The 26,741-nt window shown below is 36.0% G+C and carries 24 protein-coding genes and 1 riboswitch; of the genes, 6 read left to right on the forward strand and 18 right to left on the reverse strand.

Annotated features, from left to right (window positions below):
- Positions 1-7: 7 nt before the first annotated feature.
- The 6 genes from CLOLE_RS20800 to CLOLE_RS20825 form a co-directional block, all read right to left on the reverse strand.
- Entirely contained in the window at positions 8-1,285 is a 1,278-nt protein-coding gene (locus CLOLE_RS20800) for an O-acetylhomoserine aminocarboxypropyltransferase/cysteine synthase family protein (RefSeq protein ID WP_013659094.1), read from the reverse strand.
- Between the two features lie 143 nt (positions 1,286-1,428).
- A complete protein-coding gene (locus CLOLE_RS20805) occupies positions 1,429-1,878 on the reverse strand; it encodes a VOC family protein (RefSeq protein ID WP_013659095.1) in 450 nt (149 codons plus the stop codon).
- Positions 1,879-2,033: 155 nt separating this feature from the next.
- Positions 2,034-2,261, reverse strand: coding sequence for a hypothetical protein (locus tag CLOLE_RS20810; protein WP_013659096.1), 228 nt, complete (start codon positions 2,259-2,261; stop codon positions 2,034-2,036).
- A gap of 95 nt (positions 2,262-2,356) precedes the next feature.
- Positions 2,357-3,550 carry a class I SAM-dependent rRNA methyltransferase gene (locus tag CLOLE_RS20815; protein WP_013659097.1) on the reverse strand — a complete coding sequence of 398 codons (1,194 nt, stop codon included), beginning with the start codon at positions 3,548-3,550 and terminating at the stop codon, positions 2,357-2,359.
- 123 nt (positions 3,551-3,673) lie between these two features.
- On the reverse strand, positions 3,674-4,669 hold the full coding sequence (locus tag CLOLE_RS20820; RefSeq protein WP_013659098.1) for a hypothetical protein: 996 nt from the start codon (positions 4,667-4,669) through the stop codon (positions 3,674-3,676).
- Between the two features lie 26 nt (positions 4,670-4,695).
- On the reverse strand, positions 4,696-5,682 hold the full coding sequence (locus CLOLE_RS20825) for a hypothetical protein (RefSeq protein ID WP_162145099.1): 987 nt from the start codon (positions 5,680-5,682) through the stop codon (positions 4,696-4,698).
- A gap of 201 nt (positions 5,683-5,883) precedes the next feature.
- Here CLOLE_RS20825 and CLOLE_RS20830 point away from each other — a divergent pair, with 201 nt between their 5' ends.
- Complete coding sequence (locus CLOLE_RS20830) at positions 5,884-8,256, forward strand: transglutaminase domain-containing protein (RefSeq protein WP_013659100.1); 2,373 nt, start codon at positions 5,884-5,886, stop codon at positions 8,254-8,256.
- Between the two features lie 242 nt (positions 8,257-8,498).
- Here CLOLE_RS20830 and CLOLE_RS20835 read toward each other — a convergent pair whose 3' ends face one another.
- From CLOLE_RS20835 to CLOLE_RS20890, 12 genes are all read right to left on the reverse strand, one after another.
- Positions 8,499-8,711, reverse strand: a complete 213-nt coding sequence (locus CLOLE_RS20835; RefSeq protein ID WP_013659101.1) for a hypothetical protein — start codon at positions 8,709-8,711, stop codon at positions 8,499-8,501.
- A 159-nt stretch (positions 8,712-8,870) separates the two neighbouring features.
- On the reverse strand, positions 8,871-9,749 hold the full coding sequence (locus tag CLOLE_RS20840; protein WP_013659102.1) for a thiamine pyrophosphate-dependent enzyme: 879 nt from the start codon (positions 9,747-9,749) through the stop codon (positions 8,871-8,873).
- A gap of 1 nt (position 9,750) precedes the next feature.
- Positions 9,751-11,079 (reverse strand): transketolase C-terminal domain-containing protein, encoded by a 1,329-nt coding sequence (locus CLOLE_RS20845; RefSeq protein ID WP_013659103.1) that lies wholly within the window; start codon positions 11,077-11,079, stop codon positions 9,751-9,753.
- Entirely contained in the window at positions 11,066-11,383 is a 318-nt protein-coding gene (locus CLOLE_RS20850; RefSeq protein WP_013659104.1) for a 4Fe-4S binding protein, read from the reverse strand. The genes CLOLE_RS20845 and CLOLE_RS20850 overlap by 14 nt, the downstream gene beginning before the upstream one ends.
- Complete coding sequence (locus tag CLOLE_RS20855) at positions 11,384-11,953, reverse strand: 2-oxoacid:acceptor oxidoreductase family protein (protein WP_013659105.1); 570 nt, start codon at positions 11,951-11,953, stop codon at positions 11,384-11,386.
- A gap of 112 nt (positions 11,954-12,065) precedes the next feature.
- Positions 12,066-13,382 carry a phenylacetate--CoA ligase family protein gene (locus CLOLE_RS20860; protein WP_013659106.1) on the reverse strand — a complete coding sequence of 439 codons (1,317 nt, stop codon included), beginning with the start codon at positions 13,380-13,382 and terminating at the stop codon, positions 12,066-12,068.
- A gap of 37 nt (positions 13,383-13,419) precedes the next feature.
- Positions 13,420-14,634 carry a trans-sulfuration enzyme family protein gene (locus CLOLE_RS20865; protein WP_013659107.1) on the reverse strand — a complete coding sequence of 405 codons (1,215 nt, stop codon included), beginning with the start codon at positions 14,632-14,634 and terminating at the stop codon, positions 13,420-13,422.
- Between the two features lie 49 nt (positions 14,635-14,683).
- Positions 14,684-16,048 carry an FAD-binding oxidoreductase gene (locus CLOLE_RS20870; RefSeq protein WP_013659108.1) on the reverse strand — a complete coding sequence of 455 codons (1,365 nt, stop codon included), beginning with the start codon at positions 16,046-16,048 and terminating at the stop codon, positions 14,684-14,686.
- 57 nt (positions 16,049-16,105) lie between these two features.
- Positions 16,106-16,996 (reverse strand): MetQ/NlpA family ABC transporter substrate-binding protein, encoded by an 891-nt coding sequence (locus tag CLOLE_RS20875; protein WP_013659109.1) that lies wholly within the window; start codon positions 16,994-16,996, stop codon positions 16,106-16,108.
- 54 nt (positions 16,997-17,050) lie between these two features.
- Positions 17,051-17,707 (reverse strand): methionine ABC transporter permease, encoded by a 657-nt coding sequence (locus CLOLE_RS20880; RefSeq protein ID WP_013659110.1) that lies wholly within the window; start codon positions 17,705-17,707, stop codon positions 17,051-17,053.
- Positions 17,704-18,723, reverse strand: a complete 1,020-nt coding sequence (locus CLOLE_RS20885; RefSeq protein ID WP_013659111.1) for a methionine ABC transporter ATP-binding protein — start codon at positions 18,721-18,723, stop codon at positions 17,704-17,706. Before CLOLE_RS20885 ends, CLOLE_RS20880 begins: the two co-directional genes overlap by 4 nt.
- An 11-nt stretch (positions 18,724-18,734) precedes the next feature.
- A complete protein-coding gene (locus CLOLE_RS20890) occupies positions 18,735-19,892 on the reverse strand; it encodes a pyridoxal phosphate-dependent aminotransferase (RefSeq protein WP_013659112.1) in 1,158 nt (385 codons plus the stop codon).
- Positions 19,893-20,045: 153 nt separating this feature from the next.
- Positions 20,046-20,159: riboswitch (SAM riboswitch) on the reverse strand.
- 357 nt (positions 20,160-20,516) lie between these two features.
- Here CLOLE_RS20890 and CLOLE_RS20895 point away from each other — a divergent pair.
- The 5 genes from CLOLE_RS20895 (at position 20,517) to CLOLE_RS22245 (ending at position 26,585) form a co-directional block, all read left to right on the forward strand.
- Complete coding sequence (locus tag CLOLE_RS20895; RefSeq protein WP_013659113.1) at positions 20,517-21,641, forward strand: trans-sulfuration enzyme family protein; 1,125 nt, start codon at positions 20,517-20,519, stop codon at positions 21,639-21,641.
- On the forward strand, positions 21,628-23,205 hold the full coding sequence (locus CLOLE_RS20900) for a pyridoxal-phosphate dependent enzyme (RefSeq protein ID WP_013659114.1): 1,578 nt from the start codon (positions 21,628-21,630) through the stop codon (positions 23,203-23,205). Before CLOLE_RS20895 ends, CLOLE_RS20900 begins: the two co-directional genes overlap by 14 nt.
- Positions 23,206-23,272: 67 nt before the next feature.
- Positions 23,273-24,577, forward strand: a complete 1,305-nt coding sequence (locus CLOLE_RS20905) for a hypothetical protein (RefSeq protein WP_013659115.1) — start codon at positions 23,273-23,275, stop codon at positions 24,575-24,577.
- Positions 24,578-24,669: 92 nt separating this feature from the next.
- Positions 24,670-25,746, forward strand: a complete 1,077-nt coding sequence (locus tag CLOLE_RS20910) for a hypothetical protein (RefSeq protein WP_013659116.1) — start codon at positions 24,670-24,672, stop codon at positions 25,744-25,746.
- Positions 25,746-26,585: a TPM domain-containing protein gene (locus CLOLE_RS22245; RefSeq protein WP_013659117.1), complete on the forward strand. Its 840-nt coding sequence runs from the start codon at positions 25,746-25,748 to the stop codon at positions 26,583-26,585. Before CLOLE_RS20910 ends, CLOLE_RS22245 begins: the two co-directional genes overlap by 1 nt.
- Positions 26,586-26,741: the final 156 nt, after the last annotated feature.

The following is a 26,741-nucleotide window of genomic DNA, read 5'->3' on the forward strand; positions in this document are numbered from 1 at the left end:
CCCCGTATTAGATTTGATTAAAGGCTTGCTCTAAGTCAGCAATTAAGTCTTCTACATCCTCTATTCCAATAGATAAACGAACTAGATCTCTAGTAGCACCAGCTGCTTTTAATTCTTCATCATTTAATTGACTATGAGTTGTACTTGCAGGGTGAATAACAAGTGATTTAGCATCTGCTACATTAGCTAGTAGTGAAAAGATTTCTAGACTTTCAGTGAACTTTCTAGCTGCATCTTCTCCTGCTTTTACACCAAAGGTAAAGATAGCGCCTGCTCCTTTAGGGAAATATTTTTGTGCTAAATCGTAATACTTATTTCCTTCTAATGAAGGATAGTTAACCCAAGCTACTTTTGGATGGTTAGATAAGTATTCTGCAATCTTCTTAGCATTCTCAACATGTCTTTCCACTCGTAAAGAAAGTGTTTCAAGTCCTTGAATAAATAAGAAGGAGTTAAATGGGCTAAGAGCAGCACCTGTATCACGAAGTAAGTTAACTCTGGCTCTTAGTATGAATGCAAGTTCTCCAAAAGCTTCTGCTGGGACGATGTTGTTGTAGCTAGGATCTGGAGATGTAAAATCTTTAAATCTACCACTTCCTGCCCAGTCAAAGTTACCTGCATCTACGATAACACCACCTATGCTAGTACCGTGTCCACCTATATATTTAGTAGCTGAATGTACAACGATGTCTGCTCCAAACTCAATAGGTCTAAAGAGGTAAGGTGTTCCAAAAGTATTATCTACGATTAGTGGCAACTTATATCGGTGTGCTAGATTAGCTACTGCTTCAACATCAATAATATTAGTTCCTGGGTTACCAATACTTTCAATATAAATAGCTTTTGTATTTTCATTTATTTTTTCTTCAAAAGCTGCAAGACTATCTGGGTCTACAAAATGAGTTTTGATACCATATTTAGTAAGTGTATGAGCAAATAGGTTATGAGTTCCACCATATAAAGTACTAGCTGAAACAATCTCATCACCACTGCCTGCAATATTTAAAATAGCATAAGTAATAGCTGCTGAACCTGATGCCACTGCTAAAGCTGCCTTTCCACCTTCAAGTAGTGCTATGCGCTTTTCAAATACATCTGTTGTTGGATTCATTAATCTTGTATAAATATTTCCTGATTGTCTTAATGCAAACAAGTCTGCACCATGCTCTGCGTTGTCGAATACATAAGAAGTTGTTTGATAAATAGGTACTGCTCTTGATTTTGTTACTGGATCTACTTCTTGACCACCGTGTACTTGTAATGTGTTGAATTTGTAATTTGCCATATGAAAGGCCCCCTTTAATGAATTATTTTAAATCGCCCCAATATTTATTATTTTTCTCGATTTATTGAATTCATTGTAAACATATAAGATTACTAAGTCAATGAATTTGAGTAATGTTATCTATTCGCTTTTTCTATAGCTAGTTATCTACTCCAGTTTTGTACTTCTATAAGATTTCCTTCAGGGTCGCTGATATAAACGGCTGTTAGTACTCCTAGGGTCTCGTATTCCTTGATAATCACCTCTCCATATTGCTTACCACCATGAGCTAAAACCTTCTTAAGTACTTCCTCAACATTATCTACATGAAAAGCTAAATGTCCAAATCCTTGTTTACTGATATGCCTTTCTTGATGTTCACCTTCTGGCTCATAAGAGAAAATCTCCAAGGTTGGTCCTGCTTCATACCCTGGCAAACTCAAATGCATACCCCTCACCTTTACATTTTCAACTCCTGTCATTTGCTCAATCCATGCTCCAGATAAATCTCTTTCAGGGCCATATGGCTTACATTCGAAAACCTCAATATAAAATCTAGCTACAGCTTCCCAATCCCTTGCAATAATGTTGGTATGTACGTATTTAATCCCCATTCTATATCTCCTTTTAGTTTTTAATTTCTAATTTAAGTTGTATCATACTCCTATATACAAATAAGTACAAATATAAATAAATTGATTATCTCCCTTCGTAATACCTTATATAAAAATAACAGACTCAAATTATCTTTGAGCCTGTTATTTTTATTTTACCTTTTATTTAATTTTATAACTGTTAATATTGATAAAATAGGTGCTGCTATCATTCCTAGTATCATACCTATAACCCATGATCCACTATTTATTTTATTACTAAATACCGTGATTAATAGCACTACCAAATTTACACTCATATAATATCCCACGCAAAATAAAACAAACAAAATTAAGTTCTTAATTACATTTATTAACACACCTATTCTTCTGCCCCCACTCATATTTGCTCCCCTTTTTATGAATTTCCATTACGCCAATATAGTTATGCCCTTTAATAGTTTGTTTTTAGTGGGTGATGTGTCATCTTGATGGTAATTTAATGTTTCTTGATAAATACAACCTTTAAATAATCCCCCTCCTTAAACGTTTCTATCGTCTTAAAGTCTTTTGGCAAGGAATACTCTTCTAAAATGGTATATCTATCTCCCATTTGACTAAAGGCACTGTCTATGAAGCTTTTAAAGCGTTGCATATTGAAAGAGCTACAGTTAGTTGAAGCTACAATCACACCCTCTTTTTCAGTAATGGCAATGGCTTCTTTTAATAAATTAGTGTAATCCTTAGAAGCACTAAAGGTGAATTTTTTAGAACGAGCAAAGCTTGGTGGGTCTAGAACAACCATATCAAACTTAAGTTCTTTTTTTACTGCATATTTAAAATACTTAAATACATCTTCTACAATAATGATTTGAGTTTCTGGTTCTATATCATTCACACTAAACTGTTCTCTCGTCTTACTTAAGCTACGATTAGCTAAGTCTACACTTGTGGTCTGACTTGCGCCCCCTGCTGCTGCAAATACAGAGAAACCACCTGTATAAGAAAAGGTATTAAGCACTATTTTACCTTTAGCATAATGATCTCTAATACGTTTTCTAACCTCTCTTTGATCTAAGAAAATACCTACCATAGCCCCATCATCTAAATAAATAGCAAACTGTTGCCCACTCTCCTTAACAATTAAAGGCCAATTCGGTACTTCTCCCATAACATAATCTTGGTCTTCTATATATTTACCATCTGTGTCAAAACGTTTCTTTTGGTAAATACCTTTTACCTGAGTACTTTTTAAAAGAGCACTGATGACTTCTTCCTTGAAACTGTAGATGCCTTCACTATACCAAGTCACTAGATGATATCCAGCAAAGTAGTCAATGGTTAATCCACCTATGCCATCTCCTTCTCCATTAAACATACGAAAAGCATTGGTTTCAGTACTTTCATATAAATCTTTACGGTAAGCAATGGCTGTCTTAAATTTACTTATAAAAAACGCTTCATCTATTGCTTCATCTTCTTTATAGCTTAATACCCAACCATAGCCTTTATTTTGCTTTCCATAATAGCCTTTGGCAATAAACTTATTTTTATCGTCTAGTAAATGAATAATGACATTTTCTTTTTTTAGTACTTCAGGATTTGCTATAGCATCCTTTGCGATAAGGGGATAACCTTGCCTTAAAGCCTTTACAAATGGTGGTTTTATTTTAATTCTGATTTCTTGTCTCATGATTTTATCCTTTGTATGGTCTATTCTTTCATTAAAGTATGTTTGTTCACTGCTACTATTATAGCATATAAATAAGCTGTCACACTTATTCGTATAACAGCTTACTTATATCATTTATAGGTTTTACTGTAATGTAGCCCTACCACCTGTTACAATCACATATTGTCCTTCTTTTACTGTAAAGGTTTGTTCTGGTTCAGCTGTAATCACCTCCTCACGGTCTGCCCCTGGCGTGTTTTCATTATAGATTTCTGCATATGCAGTATCCACATCTGCTTGCAATTTATACGTACCTGCTGGCATATGGAATCCAACCTTATACATGCCATCCTTATAAATGCCATCTGCTGCTTTTAAGTCTTCAGTTAACTCAATTGGATAAATATCTCCACTCGTTGTCTGTATATATTGACCATCCTCAACCTTAAAAACAGCACATTTATTGCTACCCCAAATTCCCAAGTTCGCATCACTATCGTCTGTAAGGTCTGCTTCAATATTTACTATAACACTATTTCCTTTTGCTACATATTCGCCTGCAGGTATCTGCGTCCCTACCTTATAAGTACTTGCTGGATAGGCTCCATCTGCTGTTTTTTCCACTTCTGGCGCTTCATCAATTGGATATAACTTGCATCCTTGATAACTTATGTACTCTCCATCTTGTGTATCAAAGACAACTGAATTTTCTGTACTGCCATTAGTCACTATAATATCTTCACTAGGTCCTATCGTTACGCAATAATAGCTAGAGAAATCACCTTTATCTGAAACAGCTACATATTCCCCTAAAGGATATAATCCTCCTAAACGATAAAATATTTTTCCTTCCGCTTCAATAACATCTTTACCATCTATTTCTACTGGATTCCCTTTTAAATCATACGCTATTAACTTTTCTTCTTCATCAGTTGTAGAGTCTGTTGTTTGAGAAACTTGTGTTTCATTAGTTTCTTCTGGATAAGCTAACTCTCCACTAGCAACTCTCTTATCAATCTCTTTTTGAAGTGCTTCTTCAAAGTTGCCCTTCTTATCACTACTACATCCACCTAATATCACTATCATAGTTCCAAGGATTGCTATCATTATACTCTTTCTAGCAAGACATTTTATCTTCATCTCTTTTTACTCTCACCATTTATATTTTATTGAGCTTTAGCTTCTCCACCCATAATTGACACATATTGCCCATCTTTAACTGTAAAAGTAGTTTCTGGCTCTGCTGTTGCCACTTCATCCCCTCTTCCTATTTGATAACCATCATTAAATATTTCGGCATATGCGCTTTCTGCATCTGCTTTTAGAATATATGTTCCTGCTGGCATATGAAATCCAACCTTATACATACCATCTTTATAAATACCGTCTGTTGGTGTTAAATCGGCAGTCATTTCAAGTGGATAGAATTCTCCCCATGTACATTCCAGATATTCTCCATCTTCTACTTTGATAATGGCTGACCTTATATTTGATGCAAATCCCATACTTGAATCTTCCTCACTAAGTCCAACATACGTAGTAAGCGAAACACTATCTCCTCTTGCTACATATTCTCCAGCTGGTATTTGTACTCCTACTTTATATATCCCTTCAGGATATCCACCACTCTCTGTCTTCTTTACTTCTGGCGCCTCATCTATTGGATAAATCTTTCCATCTATAACTGTAATATATTGCCCATCTAATGTATCAAATACCTCATAGCTTTCATTTCCACCATTCGCTACTATTGTATGTTCTTCATCATCTTTAATAATTGCATAGTATGCAGACTGTCCTTCATCAGCTACTATAACATATTCTCCTGGCTGATACTTAACCCCTATCTTATCATATGTGTAATCATCTACTTGAATTGTATCAGGACCATTGCTTTCTACAAATTCTGGTATAGGTGCTTTTTGTGGTTTTTCTGATTCAGCAACCTCCATAGGCTCTTCTTCAAAAACACTTCCTATATCTGATTCTTCTATAATAGCTGCTGCTTGTTTATCAAACTCTTCCTCTGCCACTACATCGATTAATTCCCCATCTGCAATCATTCTAGCAATCTCTTTATTAATCTCCTCTTCATATGACTCTGGATTTGCTTTTCCACATGCCCCTAAACTTAATGCAATTGCTAGCATCATTGTGATGCTTAAGAAACCCTTCCAAAACCTATTTGTCCTCATTTTTCTATCCCTTTCATAAATCATATTTTTATTTTACTAATATTTCATAATTTTCTTAAAAAGTCAATCCCAAATATTATCATTATAACAATAAGTTTTTCTTGCAATATTATATATTGAATTTTATAATTATTTTATATTTTCAAAAAAGGAGCTCATATGAAGAAAAATACATTTTTTTATCAAAAAAAATTATTAAGATATGTATTCTGCTTATCTTTAGGGATATCATTAATAGGCTGTACTAGTAACACCATTATCCCTTCTACTGGTAAAGAAACAGAAAAAACTACTTCCTCTACTTCTAGTAACACTAAATCCACTACTTCTTCTGATATCAATACCACATCTCTATTAGATTTAGCCAATGGCCTAAAAGAAAAATATGACTTACAAGAACAATATAAGTTTGCTGATGAAATTCATGTTTTAGAAAGAAATGAGGTATTAGAGGTAGACTTAGGTTTTCCTATTACTGACGACCATAATACCTATGATATGTTTCAGTTTTTCTTAGACCCTGAATTAACTATTCCTTTATGGCGACCAGCTCCTAGTAACTATTACAAGGGGCATGATAAAATCAAAATCAAACCTAAAACCTATCCTCTTTTTCGTACAGAATTCGAAGGAGAATCTAAAAGAGAGAATGCTAATTGGGGTAATGCTGGTACCCTTTATCTAGCTAAGTATTATGATAAATCAGGGAATGTTACAGAAGAACCTCAAGAAGTTTCTGTTATAAAAATAAAAACGGAATTACCTCGACCTGAAGTTAACTTAATAGCCGATGAAAATGGCTTTGCAACTCTATCTTGGCAGCCTGTTAAGGGAGCTACCCAATACTCTATTTACAGTATTAGTATAGATAACAATCAAATTTCAGCTGATGAGATTCTCTATTGTGTTGATACTACAAAAGAAACTTCTTTTTCAGGGTTTGATGTTTTTTTACATGATACTTCTTCTATTACGGGGGTAGCTACTAATAGTATTCTTACTATTAATAATAACTTTCTTTATGATGAAGACGGGTATGGCGAAGGCTATGTAGTAATAGCTGAAGGACCTGATGGTCAGTCCGAGATGAGTCGTGTTATAACCCCTAATGATTATGCTGCTAGGCTAATTCATAGTAGAGATTATGATGCTTCTTCAAAGCAAACTACCAGTGATCCAGAACTTAAACTTCCTCTATATCTTTCAATTGAAATGTGTGACGAGTCATCCGTGCTCTATCCTATAGAATATGATGCATCATCTGTACAAAAATATGCCGGTGAACATTCTCCTACTGTTCAAGTAGACGGCAAAGGCTTAGCTCAGCGCATGACTATCATAGGAAGGCCTAAGGGTACTCCTTTTGAAGAAGTCTTTTACTTTTATTATTATCCTGAAGTAGAAAATATTGATCAAACCTTAAATCTCTTCTTAAAAAGACAAGAGCAATTATCTGCCAGTGCTTCTGGTCTCAACAATACTATGACTATGGAAACTGTTTCTACTAATCAAGATGTACCTACTACTGATAGTGATGCTTCTATTTCTATGAATCAAGAAATACCTATAACTGCTACTAATTCACTGAGTGAATATCTAGCTCATAATATGCTAAATGGTATCACCACTATCTCTCTTAAGGATTTTCCAAAAGCTACGGATACTAATTCCTTATCAGATGCTCTACTAGAAGCTACTTACCAAAACCCTCTTATTTTTGGCATAGAATCAGCTAGTTCAAATCCTTATACCAACACTTTATACGTTACTTATACCTTAGATCAATCTACTCAAGAAGAACGTCAAGAACTGGTTTTAAAAGAAGCCCAGAATATCATTGCATCTATTATCACTGCTGATATGACTGACTTACAAAAAGAAGAAGCTATTAATAATTATTTATGTTCCAACCTAGAATATGATTATGCTGCCCTAGAAAGTGCTGAGAAAAATAATTATAAGTATGCAGACCCTGAATTTGATGATTCTTTTACTGTTTATGGCGCACTTATTAATAAGGTCTGTGTTTGTAAAGGTTATGCAGAGGCCTTTAAACTTTTAGCTGATTTAGCTGGTCTTGATTCATTAGTAGTTACAGGACAAATGGACTCCGTTGGGCACGCTTGGAATAAAATTAATATTAATAATGAATGGCTTACCATTGATGTTACCAACAATGATAAAGAGTTTATGGCTAATGCTCTTTATAACCTACCTGATAATACTGCTAGCCTTATGCTTATTGAAAATAAGGATTATGTACTTGATGCCAATTATAAGAATTATGTAGGATCAAGTGCCGATTTTGAATACTATCGTCTCAAAGGAAATTACTATGCAAAGTCTGAAATTTCTCAAGTAATAGCAACAAAACTTACTAGTAATACTTCCGAATTGACTTTACGAACAGATTTTGACCTTACAGATGATGAATTGCATGAACTCTTACAAAATGCTGTAGATACCATTCCTATTCCAGTGTCTTTTAGTTACTATAATTGGCTTGGAATAGTGTATATTAAATGTGATTGAAGCGCCCATCTATCTCAGCTTAATAGTTTTATCAAAATCTAGAATTTAAGCATAAAGTGATTCTCCTCTATAAAATAACTCAATAAAATCAATACTTTTTAGGATAAATAAAAGGTAGTCTTAGCTGTAATAGTCAAATACCCCCAATAAGTTAGACTTAAAATCTAACTTATTGGGGGCCACATCATAGCAGACTACCTTCTATATAGTCACTTGTTAAAAACAGGAATAAACATATCTTATCAAAATAAACTTTGATTATTCTCTAATGCATTCATAACTTTCTCTATACGTCCCCTCACATCCTCTTCCATTCCATCACCTTTAATATAATTAATAATTTCTTCCTTCTCTGAAATAGATAAATTAGCGAACGTGTTCATTGCATTCATATTGGTTCCTAACTGCATCATCAGTCCTAATGGTAAGTCTTCTGGCTCATTATAGTCTCCCATAATATACACTCCTTTAGTTTTTCTTAGTGTTTACCATTTTAGATATTATTATTAAATAAACTTCATTTACTATAAAATCCTTTATATACTCGCCATAACTATAACGCTTTTATCCATGCTCACCTATAGCTATAAAAATAGAGGGCTTCACTTAGCCCTCTATAAAAGTTTCTTCTTTAGTTCTTCCCACTTCACATCTCGTTCTTCTATAATCCTTGCTATGTCCTCTTCATGCAAATGCTTAAATCTACTTTGCTTTTTAAGGTAATCTTCTACACTAGAAAATGCTTTAGGTGATTGATTAAGCTTATACTCACCATTTTCATATTCTGCCAAATACCATAAACCACATTCAATGGCTTCTCTAGCAATAGCTATGGTGTCGCTGCTTTCTATTCCCCATCCTGTAGGACATGGTGCTGCTACATGAATATAAGAAGTTCCTTGTACTTTGCTGGCTTTTTCCACCTTTTTAATATAATCTGGGATGTTACCCATGCTAGCTGTAGCAGCATATTTAATGCGGTGAGCTGCTACAATATCAAACATATCTTTTTTTATATTTTTACTTCCATGAATATGATTTCCTGCTGGTGTAGTTGTGGTTTTAGCCCCATAAGGTGTAAGAGAACTTTGTTGAACCCCTGTATTCATGTACGCTTCATTGTCATAGCAAATATAAATGATTTTATCATCCCTATCTATGGCTCCTGATAGTGCTTGAAGGCCTATATCAGCTGTTCCTCCATCACCTGCAAAGCCTACTACATTGACATCTTTAAGCCCCTTAGCCTTGGCTGCTACTGAAATGCCTGATAACATGGCCGCAGTACTGGCAAAAGGAGAAATGAGGGCATTTACACCAAAGCAAAGCTGTGGATACACAAAGCCTACTGCTGACATACAGCCTGCCGGCAATACTACAAAGGTATTAGCTCCTAGAACTTTAAGAGCTAGTCTTACTGCTAAAGACCCACCACAACCACCGCAGCCTTTATGTCCATAAAAGTATTCTTCTTGGTCTAGTTTAATTGCCATATTATTTCCCCTCCAATCCAACAAAAATCACTTGGTTTTCATCTGAACTTAGCCTCTTCGTCTCGAAATTAGCCAGTCTATCAGCTTCACTATCTTCTACTAGACTCACACTTGCACTACGATAAGTTCCTGTGGTATCTGCATGCTCCGCAATAATCTGAGCTGTTTTTTTATGTTCCAAAAGTTTAGCATAAAGCTGGGCATAAATATCTCTTATTTCAGCTTCTTTAATATCCTTTCCTCCAAGGCCGGCAATATAGTTATAAAGCTTTGCCTTTCTTTCATGCAGCGCTGCTACTACATTAGTAAATACGGTTCCTTGATAGCCAAAGGATATGTCTTTTTCTAATACAGCAATAGCTTTAGCAGAAGCTGTATATTTAACAATTTCTTCTTCTGGGAAAGGCCTCATATATCTTATTTTAAGAACCCCTACCTTCTGTCCTTTTTCACGTAGTTCATCTACCACATCTCTAACAAGCCCTGTCACACTACCTAATGTGATAACAATAACCTCAGCATCTTGGCACTTATAGTCTTCTACTAATCCGCAATAAGACCTTCCTGTGATTTTGCTATACTGATCATCTATATTTTTTATAATGTTTTTTGCCTTCAGCATTGCTTCATGTTGTTGGTATTTGAATGCCATATTATGCGCTGGAGAGGAAGTAAAAAATAGATTTTTAGGTGCCTTTAAGTCCATTTGTCCTTCTAGCTTAAAAACTGGTAAAAATGCCTTAACTTGCTTCTCACTTGGTACTTCTACTTTTTCATAGGTATGGGTAAGGATAAAGCCATCTAAGTTAACCATAACAGGTGTAAGAACCTCTGGATGCTCTGCTAAGGCATAAGCTTGCAGTATCATATCTAGGCTCTCTTGAGCATTTTCCACATAAACTTGAATCCATCCACTATCAAGTAAAGATAAAGAATCTCTTTGATCCCCAAATATACTCCATGGCAAAGCCACGCTTCTATTGGCATTCATCATTACTAAAGGTACTCTTCCACCACTGGCATAATGTAAAACTTCAGCCATATATAATAAGCCTTGAGATGAGGTTGCTGTAAACGTCCTTACACCCATCACACTAGCTCCCATAACAGCAGCAAGGGCAGAGTGTTCAGATTCAACATACATATATTCCGCTTCTAGTTCACCTGTTTCTACCATTTCGGCAAGACGTTCTACTACAATGGTCTGAGGCGTAATGGGATAAGCTGCTATGACATCTGGCTTTGCTAGTTTTACGCCAATAGCCACTGCTTCATCCCCTGATATAAATTGATCTTGTGTTCCTTTTTCTTTTATGTTAGTTTCTATCATCTTCTACTCCCCCTTCCTCCTCCATGATAATGCACTGTTTCTTACATTCTTTTTGGCAGATACCACAGCCTTTGCAAAAACGATAATCGATTTGTATTTTGTTATCATTTTCATAAATAACACCTTCAGGACAAACCATATAACACCAATTACAATGGATGCACTTATCATGTTCAATGACTGGATGCTGACTTCTCCACCCTTCCATAGTCTCAGTGAGTAGCATAGCTGACCCATAAGTACCACAAGGCAAACCTTGTAAGCCTTTTATCTGAAAATCTTTGTTTACTATTGGTCTAGCCATCTATTTCACCTCCTTACAAGTCGTTTCCAAGCTTTTATTTTCTGTAGTTTTGCTTATTTCTTTAATTACTTCAATTAATTTTTTATTTTTTATAGCTAGTTTTGGTGGTAAATCATATTGTATAGCTCTCTCTAAACTCTCCATGCTCACTAGATTGCTTTGGATAGCTAAAGCCGCTAACATGGCTGTATTCACTATTGGTTTTCCTAGGTACTCGTTTGCTAACCTTGTAGCTTCAAAAGGAATAATACGAGGATCTACATACTTTTCAGGATGGCTGGTATTTAAAATAAGCTTTCCATTTTCTTTTAATCTGCTTAAAAGCCCCTCATTATACAGGCTTTCATTTAATATAACAAAGTAATCACCTTTACTACTTTGGCTTCTATCTCTAATGGGTTCACTACTTATTTTTGTATAAGCAAAAACAGGTGCTCCTCTTCGTTCTGGTCCAAAGCTAGGAAAACTCAAGGCATACTCATTCTCATATAAGCTCGCTGCAATACCTAGTATTCTAGAGGAGGTAAAGGCACCCTCTCCTCCTCTTCCTAAAAAAATAACATCTATCACTGCACTCCCGCTCCTTTATCTCTATTTCATCTTTGATGACTACCTAATCTTTGTTATCTAGATATCTATAGGACCTTATTCTTGACCTTACTTCTTATCATTTTATAGTCCATTATGCTTTTTGTCTTAAATCTTGTAGTCTCTTAGCTTTATGCGTAGCCCTTGGTAAGGTACCCTCCTCTAAGATAATGATTTCTTTAGGCTTTACACCTAATTGCATCTTAATTTCATAAGCTACTTTTTCTTTTAGCTCTTTGGTATCTGTTTCATCATTTAATCGTTTTTCCACCTCTACAGTGAATTTAGTAATATGCTGTTCTTCAATCACATTGACTCTATATTCTCCTGTGAGGCTCTCAAACTTTCTAGTAACATGTTCGATATCGCTAGGGAAAACATTTACTCCCCCTGCAATAAACATATCATCAATTCGTCCTACCATTTTAATACGCTTAAGTGTTCTACCACAGCTGCATTTTTCGTCTGTATAAGTTACAATGTCCCCTGTTCTAAAGCGAATCATTGGGCGTACTTCTTTTCTTAGGGTTGTTAAAAGCATTTCTCCTCTTTCACCCTCTTTAACTGGTAAACCTGTTTTCTCATCTACTACCTCTACTAAAATATGATCCTCTGCCATATGCAAGCCATCATGAGCTTCACATGCTGCTGCACATGCTCCAAATATATCTGAGATACCATAGAAATCAAAGACTTCTGCATCCCAAAGGTCCTCTATGGCTTCTCTTGTAGCTGGTATAGAACCTCCTGGTTCTCCTGCTACAATGATTTTATTAATCGCTAAATCAGTGGCTGGATTTATGCCCTTTTGCTTAGCGGTTTCTCCTAAGTACCATGCATAAGATGGTGTAGTCCAAATCACAGTTGGCTGATACTGCTGAATAATAAATAATAATCGATCAGCTGGGAGTGTTCCCGCCCATATACATAAGGCTCCTAGATTCTGAGCACCAATTACATCAGGGCCTCCTACAAAAAGTGAGAAATTAAGAGCATGAATGTACCTGTCAGTTGGTCTCATACCAGCTTGCCAAAACAATCTACTTTCTACATCTTGAAATTCATCAAAGTCTCTTTTGCTAAAAGGACTAGCTGTAGGTACCCCAGTGGAACCACTAGAAGAAGAAATAAATACCACGGCTTCTTCTCCCTTTACGCATAAATCTCCTATAATAGGTGCCACATCCTGCCTTTCTCTTACATCATGTTTAGTTAAAATAGGAAATTTAATTAAATCCTCTAAGCTTTGAAGGTCTTCCGGCTTTACATTTGCTTTATCAAAGCTCTGTTTATAGTAGGGTGACTTTGTATAGGATTCTGTAAGCTGCTCCTTTAATTGCTTTAGCTGATACACTTCTAATGCTTCCCTTGAAATAGTTTCTATCTCTTCATTCCAATATGCTCTGCTCATAATAAACCCCTCCAATTTTTATAGTTGGTGCTTTCTCTTATCTCTTAATAATCTCAGAACCATTTAACCCTGCTTTTTCAAAAGCCTGTTCTAAATCTCCAATGATGTCTTCTATATCTTCAATACCCACGCTTAGTCTATAGAACCCATTATGAAAAGCTTCTGGATACAAATACTGTCTCTCATCCTCTTCTCCTAGAAATACGATTAAGCTCTCATCATGACCTAATGAAACTGCTGAGGTAATCACCTTTAAATAGCTGGTTACTTTATTGTAAGTATCATGATCTGCTTTAAGTCCAAAGGATAATACGCCTCCAAAGCCATTTATCATTTGCTTCTTAGCAATCTCATGACCCTTGTGACTTTTTAAGCCTGGATAAGCCACAAAACTTACAAAGGGTAGGCTTTCTAAATACCTAGCTACCTTTAATGCATTTTCATTATGTTGTTTCATACGAAGTGGTAAGGTTACTGCCCCTCTCATAATAAGCCATGCATTAAATGGACTAATGGTCCCCCCTAGATTAATCATGGATTGGGCTTTGATTTGCTCTATAAGCTTTGTAGACCCAATTACGGCGCCGCCCATAGCATCGCCATGACCATTAATATACTTCGTTAAACTTTCAATCACTAAGTCTGCTCCTAACTCTATAGGTCTCTGATTGTACGGGGATGCAAAAGTATTATCTACTGATAGGTATGCTCCATGCTCATGTGCAATATTGGCAAGCTCCTTAATATCGCTTACTTTTAGTGTTGGGTTTCCTGGTGTTTCAATATGAATCAATTTTGTATTAGGCTTAATGGCGGCTTTTACTGCTTCTAAATCACTAGTATCTACAAGGGTTGTTTCCACTCCATATTTAGTGTTTAGTAATTCATTTAACAATCTATAAACTGCAATATAGGTCACATCAGCAAAAATCACATGGTCTCCTGAGTTAAGGAGTGCAAAGAAAGTCCCTGATAATGCTGCAACGCCTGAAGCTAACACAACGCAATCTTCTCCACCTTCAAGTACCGCCAACTTCTCTTGTAGGTACTGCTGATTGGCACCTCCATTTCTGGTATAAAGTGCTTTCCCAGCTGAGCTCCAATTAAGGTCAGTTGGATCGTAAGGTAATTCATAGCTATTAGCCATAGTAATAGGTCTTTTAATAGCTCCTGTATCTTGATCTACATCATTTCCCGCATGAACGGCTCTTGTTTGAATTCCAAATTCATTTCCATATTTTCTTTCTGGCATATCTCTTCCCCCTCCTATGTTAAACATTCATAAACGTATTTTATGATTGTTAGTATGCTTTATTAGGATTTAATATTTGATTTACATCAAATGCTTTTTTAAGATTTCTCATTAAGGTGATTTGTACTTCATTAGCATAATCTAAGTAGTACTTTAACTTAGTTAACCCTATGCCATGCTCTCCCGAAGGAAGTCCTCCTAATTCAGCTGCTTTTTGGTACAGGTCCTCAAGCACTAGCTGTAGTTTTTCTTGCCACTCCTCTTCCTTAAGTGTCCCTTTAATAATACATAGATGTACGTTACCGTCTCCTGCATGACCAAAGCTTTGAATAGCTACTTGATGGCGGTTTGAAATTGCTTTTGTATATTTTACAAACTCAGCACTTTTATTAATGGGTACCACGATATCAATGGGCTCTTGTACAGAGACACTTTCTACAGCTTTTACAATGGCACCTCGGATTTGCCAAGTTATCTCAAAACTCTCTTCATCCTCTAATACCAAGAAATCTAGAGCATTATGCTGATAGCATAGCTCTCTTACCTTTTCATAGTTATCCCTTACATGACTTGCAGTATCTCCATCAAAGGTAAAAATCAAATACGCATTGCCTTTATGAGTAGGAAACTCAATCTTTAAATACTGCTCTGATAAACTAATGGCTTCTTTTTGGACAAATTCAATAGCTGCTACATCTACACCTGAAGCTTTGATATCTAGTACTGTATCTATTCCTTCTTCTAAAGTTTGAAAGGGCACAAGTACACTTCTTGCTATTTGTGGTTTAGGAATAAGCCTGAGCTTTGCCTCTGTAATAATACCCAGAGTTCCTTCTGAACCTATAAGTAAATCTTTAAGGTCTAGCCCTGTACTGTCTTTTATATTTTTGCTTCCCAGCTCTACAATGCTACCATTGGCTAAGACAACCTCTATGCTTCTGACATAGTCTCTTGTGACACCATATTTGACAGCTCTCATACCACCTGCGTTGGTGCTGATATTACCACCTATGGTAGAAGCTTTCTCTCCTGGATCTGGTGGATAAAATAATCCATTACTTTCTGCAAAGGCTTGAACCTCTTCAAGTAAGACACCTGCCTGAACTGTTAATGTCATAGTCTCCTTATCTAAATGCTGTATACGATTAAGTTTGGTCAGATCAATGACAATACTGTCCTCTGTGGGAACTGTCCCTCCTGTAAGACCTGTCCCTGCCCCTCTTGGCACTACTGGAATATGATGTAGGTTAGCAAAGTCTAAGACTTTGCTAACCTCATCTGTAGAAGCTACAATGACTACTGCTGCTGGTTTTACTTTAATATGGCCAAGATGGTCTGAATAATATTTTTCATCTATGCCTGCTGTAATGACTCTATTTTCATCTTCAATTAATGCTTTTAGTTGCTCGAACATTTTTATTCACCCCTCGTTTACCATACTTATAAACACTCTAGTTGAAGCTTTGTTGGTTTATTTCCCCCATTTTGTGGTATACCACTCTGGTTTTTGGAAACCACTAAATTGATATTCACTACTTTCGATTACTTTATTAAAGGCTTCAGATTCAACAATCTCTAAAATGTCTTTAGCAAACTTACTATCTACCTCACTTGTTCTTACTGCGATGATGTTCTTCATATCTTCTACTAAAACTTCTTTGTAGATTGCAGTATTTAAATCAATGCCTGCGGATAAAGCATAGTTACCTGGAATAGCCGCTAAGTCTGCGCTATCAAGTGTTCTTGGAAGCTGCGCTGCTTCTACTGGTGTAATCTTTAGGTTAAGTGGATTTTCTAGTACATTTTTTTCACTAAATTGAGCTACTTCTACTGCTTCATCAATCTTTAATAAACCTGCTTTTTGTGCTTCTAATAAAGCACGTCTTAAATTTGTTACATCATTAGGAACTGTAAAGGTATCACCCTCTGCTACTTCACTAACATCTTTATACTTGTTAGAGTAAAATCCAAGCCCTGCTGTTGGAATATTAATGAGCTTTGTAAGCTCTAATTGATGCTCTTTCTTGAAGTTCTCAAAGTACACATTATGTTGAAATACATTAACATCTACTTCACCTTTTCCTAATGCTAAATTAGGCTGTACATAATCACTAAACTCAATAATTTCTACTTTATAGCCCTTCTCTTCAAGTGATGGTTTAATCGCATATTTCACCATGTCTCCATAAGGTCCTGGGCAGGTTCCAAACTTAATAGTTGTTTTTTCTACTTGTGTGCTTTGGCTTGTATCACTACTTGCACCAGCTGTACTTGTAGCTCCTTGTGACCCACTTCCACAGCCTACTAATGTTCCAAGTCCTAAAATGATTGCACCTATTCCATAAACTAATCTTCTTTTCATATATTTCACTCCCCATATTTTTATTTTTAAATTTTTATAGCTTCTTAAACCAACTTACTTTTTAGTTAAATTAACGGCTATCCTTTCTCCCACCATTTGAATAAGCTGTACTACTACCACTAATAAAATAACGGTAATAATGAGTATGTCTGTTTGATAACGTTGATATCCATAGCGAATAGCTAAGTCACCTATTCCGCCACCACCAACAGTTCCTGCCATAGAGGAATAACCGATGATACTAATTAATGTCACAGTAATGGCTCTTACAATGCCAGGTAAGGCTTCTACTAATAGCACGTCAAAAATAATATATTTAACACTAGCTCCCATAGCCAGTGAAGCTTCTATGACACCTTTATCTATTTCAGAAAAAGCACCTTCTACAAGTCTTGCTAAAAAAGCTACTGCTGCTACTGTAAGTGGTACGGTTACTGCCTTTGCTCCTATAGTGGTGTGTAATAAAAAATCTGTAAAAGGATAAAGTAGGACCAGCAAAATAATAAATGGAATGGAACGAATAATATTAATCACAAAACCAGAGATTGCATTAACCACTTTATTTTTGTGTAACAATGGTGAAGCTGTGATATAAAGTAATAAACCAAGAACCGTCCCCAAAATGACTGCAATAATCATAGAGATGCCTACCATGTAAACAGTTTCTGTTGTTGCCTGCCATAGGGCTTCTATTAATTCACCTGTCTTCATGCGATTTCACTCTCCTTTGGAATAATTAATTCTATTTCTTCAATATTTTCTCCTATATACTGAAGTGCCTCATTAATAGCTTTAACTTCTCCCTCTATACTAACTACCAAGACACCCACTGGCTTTTCTTGAATGTAATCAATGTGACCATGTAGAATGTTAAGTACAACATCATATTTCTTGTTAGTATAAGCAATAATAGGCTCTAGGCTCTTGTCACCCCTATAAGTCAACTTGATGATTTCCCCCTTTGCTGCATTAATAATCTCCTCTGGTACCTTTATCTGAGTCTTTACTAATCTTTTTGTTAATGCTGATTGGGGACTAGCAAATAACTCGTAAGCGCTATTGACTTCTACAATTTCACCTTGACTCATTACTGCCACTTTTGAGAACAACCTTTTAGCTACCTCTAGTTGATGCGTGATAAACACAATAGTAATCCCCAACTTAGCATTAATTCCTTTTAAGATATCCACAATTTCCTCAGTTGTTTGCACATCTAATGCTGAAGTTGCTTCATCACAAAGTAAAATTTTAGGATTCGCTGCTAAAGCTCTTGCTATACCTACCCTTTGTTTTTGCCCACCACTTAAACTAGCTGGATAAACATTTTCTTTATCTTCTAGGCCCACTAGCTCAAGTAATTCTTTAGTTCTAGTTTGCCTTTGAGCTTTAGGGTAATCCTGGACTTTAAGAGCAAACTCTATATTCTCCCCTACTGTTTTTCTTGAGATTAAATTAAAGTGTTGAAAAATCATGCCGATTTTCTTTCGTAATCCCCTAATCTCTCTAGAAGAAAGTTTTGTTACATCCTCTCCCTCTACAAAAACACTGCCTGAAGTAGGCTTTTGTAATCCATTAATGGTTCTTACTAAGGTGCTTTTACCTGCGCCACTCCCTCCAACTATTCCAAAGATTTCTCCTGCTTCTATATGAAGTGATACATTACTAACGGCATTAACGATTTGATTTTTTTGTTTAAAGCTTACATTTACTTGTTCAAAACGAATCATTGTAGCACCTCCTAAAAATGTTTTTTAATTTGCGTTAATCTCTCTAAAGCTAGCTCTAGTGTTTCTGGTTTTTTAGCAAAGTGGAAACGTATATATTGATTAACAGGTTCTTTGAAAAAACTAGAACCTGGTACAGCTGCTACGCCTACTTCTTTAATAAGTCTTTTTGCAAATTCGTAGTCTGATGAAACACCAAATTCTTCAATATCAACCATGACATAATACGCACCTTCTGGCTTAAAGTACTTAAGTCCTATGCTATCAAGCCCTGACAAGAACAACTCTCTTTTCTTTCCGTATAACGCTGTAAGTTCTTTATAGTAGTCATCTTCTAATTTAAGTCCTACTGTTGCAGCTTCCTGAAGAGGGGCTGCTGCTCCTACTGTTAAAAAGTCATGTACCTTTTTACATTGATCAATAATAACCTTCGGTGCTATTACATAACCTAATCTCCAACCTGTAATGGAATACGTCTTTGAAAGTGAACTACAAGAAATAGTTCTCTCAAACATGCCAGGTAGCGATGCAAAGTAATGATGTTTATATGGTTCAAAAACGATATGCTCATAAACTTCATCTGTAATGACATAAGCGTCATACGCTTTAACAAGCTGTGCAATGTCTAGTAGCTCTTCTTTAGTAAATACCTTTCCAGTTGGATTAGATGGATTACAGAGAATCAAAGCTTTAGCACCTGCTTTAAAAGCTACTTCAAGTTCCTCTTTATCAAAGTTAAAGGTAGGTGGTTTAAGTGGAATGTAAATAGGCTCAGCTCCACAAAGCACTGTATCTGCTACATAGTTCTCATAAAAAGGTGAGAAGATAGCAACTTTGTCACCGCTATCGCAAATAGCCATCATAGCTGTCATCATGGCCTCTGTACTACCACAAGTGACTACGATATTTTCATCTGGGTTTAATTTAATCCCCATAAAGTGCTCTTGCTTCTTGGCTAAAGCTTCTCTAAAATTTTGTGCACCCCAAGTCACTGCATATTGGTGCGGCCCCTCTATGGCTACCCTTTGTAATTCTTCTATTAATGCCTTAGGTGGATCAAAATCAGGAAAACCTTGTGAAAGGTTAATAGCCCCATGTTGATTTGCAATACGCGTCATCTTTCTAATCACGGATTCTCCAAACCCATCTAATCTATGACTTAACTTACTCATCTTATTTCCTCCCTTTAATTAACCTTGATCTTGTAGTTTCTTTCATTTTTCCGTGTTTTTCTGCCTACTTCCCTTAAAAGTATTATTTTACAAACTATAAAAGCTGCTTTCTTAAGATAAGAAAGCAGCTTTTAAAATTCACTATGCTACATACTCTTATCTTCCAAACCACTTCTGGTTTGCTGGAATTAGCACCTTGAGCATTTAATAACATGTTCAGGTTGCCGGGCGTCACTGGGCCAGTCCCTCTGCCTCTCTGGATAAGAAATTATTCACTTGGTTTTATTTCCTAGTTGTTTTATATGTTTAGTAGTATATTTTTATTTTTTTAAATTGTCAACTATTTTTTAATATATTTTTTATTTTATTTTCTTTTTAATTTCCCTTGAAGTTACTAGGAATTTCTTTTTTTATAGAACCATTAATCGATAAGTTTTATTTATTATTATTTTCTTATTTGCTTTAGTCTTTGACTATCAATAACTTTTTCCTTTTGGACTGTCACACTTTTAATTCCTTTAAAATAAATATATTTACTAGGAATTAAATTTGATGTATACTCTCTTTAATTTAAAAAATTTGATATATTGTAAAATTTATTACCAATTTAAAGGAGGTTATTTTATGAAATTTGAATCAAAGGTTATCCATGGTGGTATCTCTGAAGATGCCTTTACAGGCGCAGTTAATATTCCTATTTATCAAACATCTACTTTTAGACAAGAAGGGATTGGTAAACATAAAGGCTTTGAATATGCACGCACAGGTAATCCTACAAGACAGGCTTTGGAAGAGCTTATTAAAGATCTAGAAGGTGGCATCGCTGGTTTTGCTTTTGCTTCTGGTTTAGCCGCTCTTTCTACAGTCCTTATGCTTTTTAAAACAGGAGACCATATTCTTCTATCTGATAATGTCTACGGTGGTACTTTTCGAGTAGTCGATAAGGTATTCGTTCATCTTGGTATTTCTTATTCTCTAGTAGATACTTCCGACCTTGAAGCTGTTCAAAAAGCTATCACGCCTACTACTAAAGCCATCTTTATTGAAACACCTACTAATCCATTAATGAAAATCACAGACCTATCAGCGATTAGTACACTTGCCAAAAGTCATAACCTCATTTCGGTTGTTGACAACACGTTTTTAACCCCTTATCTTCAACGTCCTATAGAACACGGCATAGACATTGTTGTTCATAGCGGCACCAAATATTTAGGCGGACATAGTGATGTAGTTGCTGGGCTTGTAGTTGTTGCTCATGAAGACCTTAAAGAACGACTTGGCTTTTTACAAAATGCTGTAGGTGGGATACTTGGTCCCCAAGATAGCTTTTTACTTATAAGAGGTATTAAGACACTGGCTATTAGATTAGAAAAGGCTCAAGCTAATGCTAAAGCGATTGTTGATTTCTTACACACTCTACCTCAGGTAAGTAAAATCTATTATCCAGGTTTAGGCGCTATGATTTCTTTTGAACTTAGTGACCCCGAGGTCGCTCTAAAGCTCGTAGAAAATGTTAAACTCATTGCTCTGGCAGAAAGTCTAGGAGGTGTAGAAAGTCTTATTTGCCTTCCAGCAGCTATGACACATGCCTCTATTCCCGTAGAACAAAGAAAGGCCTTAGGTATAACAGATGGTTTACTTCGTCTTTCTGTAGGCATCGAAGATGCTGACGACTTGATAACTGATTTAACCCATGCACTTAATCTTTCTATCTCTGAAGGAGGTACATCTCATGCACTATATTAATGATATTCGTGAACTTATTGGTAATACCCCACTCTTAAAACTCAATCATATTTCTCCTACTCCTGATATTAATATCTTTGGTAAACTAGAATATCTAAACCCAGGGGGAAGTGTTAAAGACCGTATTGGCCTAAAGATCTTAGAAGATGCCGAAAAAAATGGGCTACTTAAACCTGGCTATACCATCATCGAAGCTACTGCTGGTAATACCGGTATAGGCCTTGCCATGGCTGCCTTTGAAAAAGGCTATCAACTTAAAATTGTTATTCCTGCTAAGTTTGCTATTGAAAAACAAATACTAATGCGCGCCTTAGGCGCAGAATTAATTGTTACTCCAACAGAAGAAGGTATTGAAGGTGCTGTTCAAAAAGCAGAAGAATTAGCAAAGCAAATCCCAACTAGCTTTATGGCTAAACAGTTCGATAATCTCTCTAATAGAGAAGCTCATCGTCAAACAGGTAAGGAAATCTATGATGCCCTTGATGGGAAGATAGATATCCTCGTAGCAGGAGCAGGCTCCGGTGGTACTATTATTGGCATTGCCTCCTATTTAAAAGAGAAAAATCCCAACATCAAAATTGTACTCAGCGACCCTAAAGGCTCTATTCTAGGAGGCGGGGAAGAAGGTACCTACCATATTGAAGGTATTGGTAATCATTTCATTCCTTCTTTATTTGATGCTTCCTATGTCGATGAAGTAGAGAAAATTTCCGATGAAGAAGCTTATTACTATGTACAGCTATTAGGCAAAAAAGAAGGTGTATTGGTTGGTTCTTCTTCTGGTGCAGCTATGGCTGGTGCCATTAAGCAAGCTTATAAAGCTAATGGTAAGGTTAATATTGTAGCTATCTTCCCGGACCGAAGTGAGCGCTACTTTAGCCAAAATCTTTATAACTTCGATATGAATCTCTCTGACTATCGCTTTAATGACCTATTTGATAGTTGGGCTACTCATTATGACGAAACTGTTTATACAAAAAAGGGTGAGTATTATGAAGTCTTTAAAAACTACGAGGAAATTTTAAAAGAAACTGTCTCTTTTATTAATTCACCTACTTCTGCTACAGTCTTAGATATTGGTTCTGGTACAGGTAATCTAGGAGCCGTTGCAGCTAATTCAGGTTATAAAGTAACTGCCATTGAGCCAAATGCTAAAATGAGAGAATTAGCGTCAGCTAAATATCCTCATATTCCTGTTCAAAATGGTTCTTTTCTCTCTTTAGATATTCCTGATGCAAGTGTGGATGCTATTATTTCTAGCTACGCTTTCCACCACTTACAGGATGAAGAAAAAGCTAAATCTATAGCCTTTATGGCTTCTAAGCTTCGCCAAGGCGGTCAAATTATTATTGCAGATACTATGTACGAATCTCCCGAGGCTGCTTCAGCTGTATTAAATTGGGCTGAAAACTATGGCTTTACTCATCTTGCTCAGGATTTAAAAACTGAATTCTATACCACTCACGAAATCCTCGCTCATGCATTTGAAACGGCTAATTTCCAGGTAAGCTTTAAGCAAATGAATCAATTCGTATGGATTTTAGTTGCCACTTTGAACGCATAGTTTATCATATTCATACTCCTAAACCGCATAAACTATTACGACACCTTATGATAAAGGAGTGTTACTTATGTTTGATCCAAGAGATACTTGCCTTTTAGATGATGCACTTGCAAGATTTGATGAACTTGTAAACGCTCCTTGTCTACCTGAGCTGACTCATTTCCCAGTATCTCCTTCTGAGACTCCTCCTGCCTGCCTAGGCTTTATTCAAATTGAAGGCTTTCCTGTCACAGATACCTTTAAAGCATTTTCCTTTGTTTTAAATGCTCTAGAAAGCCTTCAAATAACCATTGGCTATGTTATACAAGTGCGCAATGAACAACTTTCTATTTATATTGGTATTAAAGGGGATGAGTTTTTCTGCGTTGCTCTTGAAATTTTAAAAAATGGGCTAATTCAAACCTTTCCTGGTATTCAACTTCATGAATTAACATCTGAGGAAAGTTGTGAACTAATTGATCAGCTCTTTAGTCCTTGTAAACATAACTCACTTGCAACTATTTCTGTTATCCCTAATACAAGTACCACAACACCCATACTCACTTCATTTAATAATTTAATGGGAAGAAATGAGGAGTTTGTTCTTTTTTTATTAGCAACACCGGTGTCTCTTTGTCACATACGATCTATACTCAACGAACTTATTTGTCTATTTAATATCTTGTCTGGCTTCTCTCAAGGTAATCATACTGCTTCCAAAGGCTTAAATAAGAATGGTTCTACTACTGTTACACGTTCTAATACCGAAACCAATGGTAGGAGTTGTACAGACACAAATACTTCTGGCAGTAGTCATAATTCTTCTCAATATAAAAATATAACATCTTCTACTTCTCTTTCTTTAGCAAATAATAAATCTCTGGGAGTTAGCCTGCTTTGTAATGACTCTTGTGGGCACGCAACTAATACTAGCCGTGCTTCTGCTGAGGGTATTACTAATAGTGAAGCTGTTGCTTGTTCTAATAGCCGCCTTACTGCTACTAATCTAACAGAAAACGAAGCCATCGTTTTTAGTATTCAGAATAAGTGCGTCGTAGATGCCTTAGCTACTCTTAATTTACTTATCACCCGCTATACTAACTTATTAACCTTACCTGCATTTGAATTTGGAGCCTATCTTATAGCACCTTGTTTATCAACAACAGTTCGTGGTGCTTATACTTACTTAGGTGTTGCTGATGACCCCTCCTCTACTATAGGTCCTACGGTTGTTAATGTATGGGATCATTGCAATAATAGCTTCTGCACTATCTTGAAGGAGTTACAATGCTTTAATCAACCATTCTTTGAATCCTGTTCTTCGAAAGATTGTCTTTCTAGTACTACTATTATTAGCGGATTAGAATTTATAAGCACTCTATATTTTGTGTAAATATAGAGTGCTTATTCACAATATTTATTCGATATGCTATACTGAGTTCAATAATAGCCTCTATTTATAGGCTTAATAAGGGAGGGTTTGTCTTGTCCGTTGTTTCATACAAATGTCCTAACTGTGGGGGAGATTTAGGATTTGATCCAGAATCTCAAAAACTCAAGTGTGAATACTGCTTTAGTAACTTTAGTGAGCAAGAGTTAGAAGTTTTGACAACAGAGAAAAGTTATAGTGAGCCCGGTGAAGAATTTATAGAAGATGGTAATGATGCTACCGCTGAAAAAGGCCCCACCATGCTCTATACTTGTCCTAGTTGTGGTGCTCAAATCGTTACTGATGAAGTAACCTCTGCTACACTTTGTTGCTATTGTCATAATCCTGTCGTTTTCTCAAAACAACTTTCCGATGAATTTAAACCATCAAAAGTAATTCCCTTTAAAAAAAGTAAAGAACAAGCACTAGAAACATTTCTTGCTTGGCGAAAGAAAAAACATTTTTTACCTGATGATTTCTCATCTCCTAGTCAACTTGAAAAAATCGCTGGGATCTATATTCCCTATTGGCTAGTAGATTGTGATACCTCTGGCTATATGAGAGCAACTGGTAAAAAGATAAAATCTTGGACTAGTGGAAGCTATCGCTACACTCAGACAGATATCTATGCTGTATCTAGGGCTGCTTCTATGTCTTTTGATTACTTGCCTCATGATGCTTCCAAAAAAGCTGATGACCTGGTAATGGAGAGTATCGGTCCTTATAATTATGATGATCTTGAAACCTTTTCTTTTTCTTATCTAACAGGGTTTATTGCTGAAAAATATGATGTAGATAAAGATACCATTTATCCAACTATTAAATCTAGGATAGAGCGTGCTGTTGAAACAGAGCTTCGTAACTCCATTCATGGCTACACCACAACTGCTGTAGGTGGTAAAAATGTTCAAATTCATCGCACCCGTTTTCACTATACTTTGATGCCTGTTTGGATGTTAACCTATATTTATAAGGGTCAGACTTACATGTTTGCTATGAACGGTCAAACTGGTAAGACTTTTGGTAGCTTACCAATATGTAGCAAAAAGCTTAACCTTCTATTCCTTTGGGTATTCCTCATTACTTTTGCTGTTGTCTTTTTTGCATTAGCTTATACAGGAGGTCTTGCCTAATGAAACGTAGAATGAGTTCTTTAATACTTACTTTAATATGTTTTTTTACTTTATGTAGTTCTCTTATGGCTGCTGTGCCTAGAGTTAATGACTTAGCTGATTTACTTAGCCTTGACGAAATTGAAAGTTTAGAGAAAAAGCTTGATATACTTAGTGAGACTTACCAAATGGAAACAGTCATAGTCACCACCAATGATGCTGAAGGAAAAACTGCCACAGCTTATGCTGATGACTTCTATGATACAAACGGTTATGGCTATGGTGACAATTGGGATGGGATTCTCTTTTTGATTGATATGGATAACCGAGAGTTAGCTATCTCTACTAGCGGACTAAGTGCTAAATATGTAGATGATAGGCGCATTAATACCCTAATGGATACTATTGCCCCGTACCTTACTGATGCCAATTATTATCAAGGCTGTATTACATTTATTAATGGTGTAGAGACCTACTTTAAATCTGGCATTCCTTCTGATAGCCATTTGATTTTCGAAGATGGTAAAAAACCATTTACCAATAGCTATGGTACTCCTCTGACTGCAAAAAATTACTTAGTCTATGCAGGTATTGCCTTTCTTGCAGCACTTGTAATGGCTTCTATTGTCAGAGCTATTATCAGTTATCGCTATAAGCACCCACGTCATACCGTTCCTGCTACTTTACCAGATAGATTATCTGTCAACTATACTGAAAAGCAGGATCAATTTATTTCAACGCATACTACAAGAACTAAGATTGAGACCTCAAATTCTGGCAGAGGTGGTGGCGGTGGTGGTTCCTCCATGCATACTTCCAGCAGCGGTAGAAGTCATGGTGGTGGTAGTAGAGGTTTTTAAAAGGTACATTCTAATTAGCTTATTATAATCAACACTATCATTTTTCTAAAATAAAAAACTAGGTTATCCTCCTATTCTGATAACCTAGTTTTTATTTATCATTCATTTCTATCTATTGTATCGTTATCTATTTATTCTCATCCTCATTTAGTGACT

The sequence above is a fragment of the Cellulosilyticum lentocellum DSM 5427 genome (genome assembly GCF_000178835.2).
Lineage (GTDB): Bacteria > Bacillota > Clostridia > Lachnospirales > Cellulosilyticaceae > Cellulosilyticum > Cellulosilyticum lentocellum.

Coding starts and splice junctions, on each gene's coding strand:
- CLOLE_RS20800 (WP_013659094.1), bottom strand. CDS start 1,285: ATGGCAAATTACAAATTCAACACATTACAAGTACACGGTGGTCAAGAA.
- CLOLE_RS20805 (WP_013659095.1), bottom strand. CDS start 1,878: ATGGGGATTAAATACGTACATACCAACATTATTGCAAGGGATTGGGAA.
- CLOLE_RS20810 (WP_013659096.1), bottom strand. CDS start 2,261: ATGAGTGGGGGCAGAAGAATAGGTGTGTTAATAAATGTAATTAAGAAC.
- CLOLE_RS20815 (WP_013659097.1), bottom strand. CDS start 3,550: ATGAGACAAGAAATCAGAATTAAAATAAAACCACCATTTGTAAAGGCT.
- CLOLE_RS20820 (WP_013659098.1), bottom strand. CDS start 4,669: ATGAAGATAAAATGTCTTGCTAGAAAGAGTATAATGATAGCAATCCTT.
- CLOLE_RS20825 (WP_162145099.1), bottom strand. CDS start 5,682: ATGATGCTAGCAATTGCATTAAGTTTAGGGGCATGTGGAAAAGCAAAT.
- CLOLE_RS20830 (WP_013659100.1), top strand. CDS start 5,884: ATGAAGAAAAATACATTTTTTTATCAAAAAAAATTATTAAGATATGTA.
- CLOLE_RS20835 (WP_013659101.1), bottom strand. CDS start 8,711: ATGGGAGACTATAATGAGCCAGAAGACTTACCATTAGGACTGATGATG.
- CLOLE_RS20840 (WP_013659102.1), bottom strand. CDS start 9,749: ATGGCAATTAAACTAGACCAAGAAGAATACTTTTATGGACATAAAGGC.
- CLOLE_RS20845 (WP_013659103.1), bottom strand. CDS start 11,079: ATGATAGAAACTAACATAAAAGAAAAAGGAACACAAGATCAATTTATA.
- CLOLE_RS20850 (WP_013659104.1), bottom strand. CDS start 11,383: ATGGCTAGACCAATAGTAAACAAAGATTTTCAGATAAAAGGCTTACAA.
- CLOLE_RS20860 (WP_013659106.1), bottom strand. CDS start 13,382: ATGAGCAGAGCATATTGGAATGAAGAGATAGAAACTATTTCAAGGGAA.
- CLOLE_RS20865 (WP_013659107.1), bottom strand. CDS start 14,634: ATGCCAGAAAGAAAATATGGAAATGAATTTGGAATTCAAACAAGAGCC.
- CLOLE_RS20870 (WP_013659108.1), bottom strand. CDS start 16,048: ATGTTCGAGCAACTAAAAGCATTAATTGAAGATGAAAATAGAGTCATT.
- CLOLE_RS20875 (WP_013659109.1), bottom strand. CDS start 16,996: ATGAAAAGAAGATTAGTTTATGGAATAGGTGCAATCATTTTAGGACTT.
- CLOLE_RS20880 (WP_013659110.1), bottom strand. CDS start 17,707: ATGAAGACAGGTGAATTAATAGAAGCCCTATGGCAGGCAACAACAGAA.
- CLOLE_RS20885 (WP_013659111.1), bottom strand. CDS start 18,723: ATGATTCGTTTTGAACAAGTAAATGTAAGCTTTAAACAAAAAAATCAA.
- CLOLE_RS20890 (WP_013659112.1), bottom strand. CDS start 19,892: ATGAGTAAGTTAAGTCATAGATTAGATGGGTTTGGAGAATCCGTGATT.
- CLOLE_RS20895 (WP_013659113.1), top strand. CDS start 20,517: ATGAAATTTGAATCAAAGGTTATCCATGGTGGTATCTCTGAAGATGCC.
- CLOLE_RS20900 (WP_013659114.1), top strand. CDS start 21,628: ATGCACTATATTAATGATATTCGTGAACTTATTGGTAATACCCCACTC.
- CLOLE_RS20905 (WP_013659115.1), top strand. CDS start 23,273: ATGTTTGATCCAAGAGATACTTGCCTTTTAGATGATGCACTTGCAAGA.
- CLOLE_RS22245 (WP_013659117.1), top strand. CDS start 25,746: ATGAAACGTAGAATGAGTTCTTTAATACTTACTTTAATATGTTTTTTT.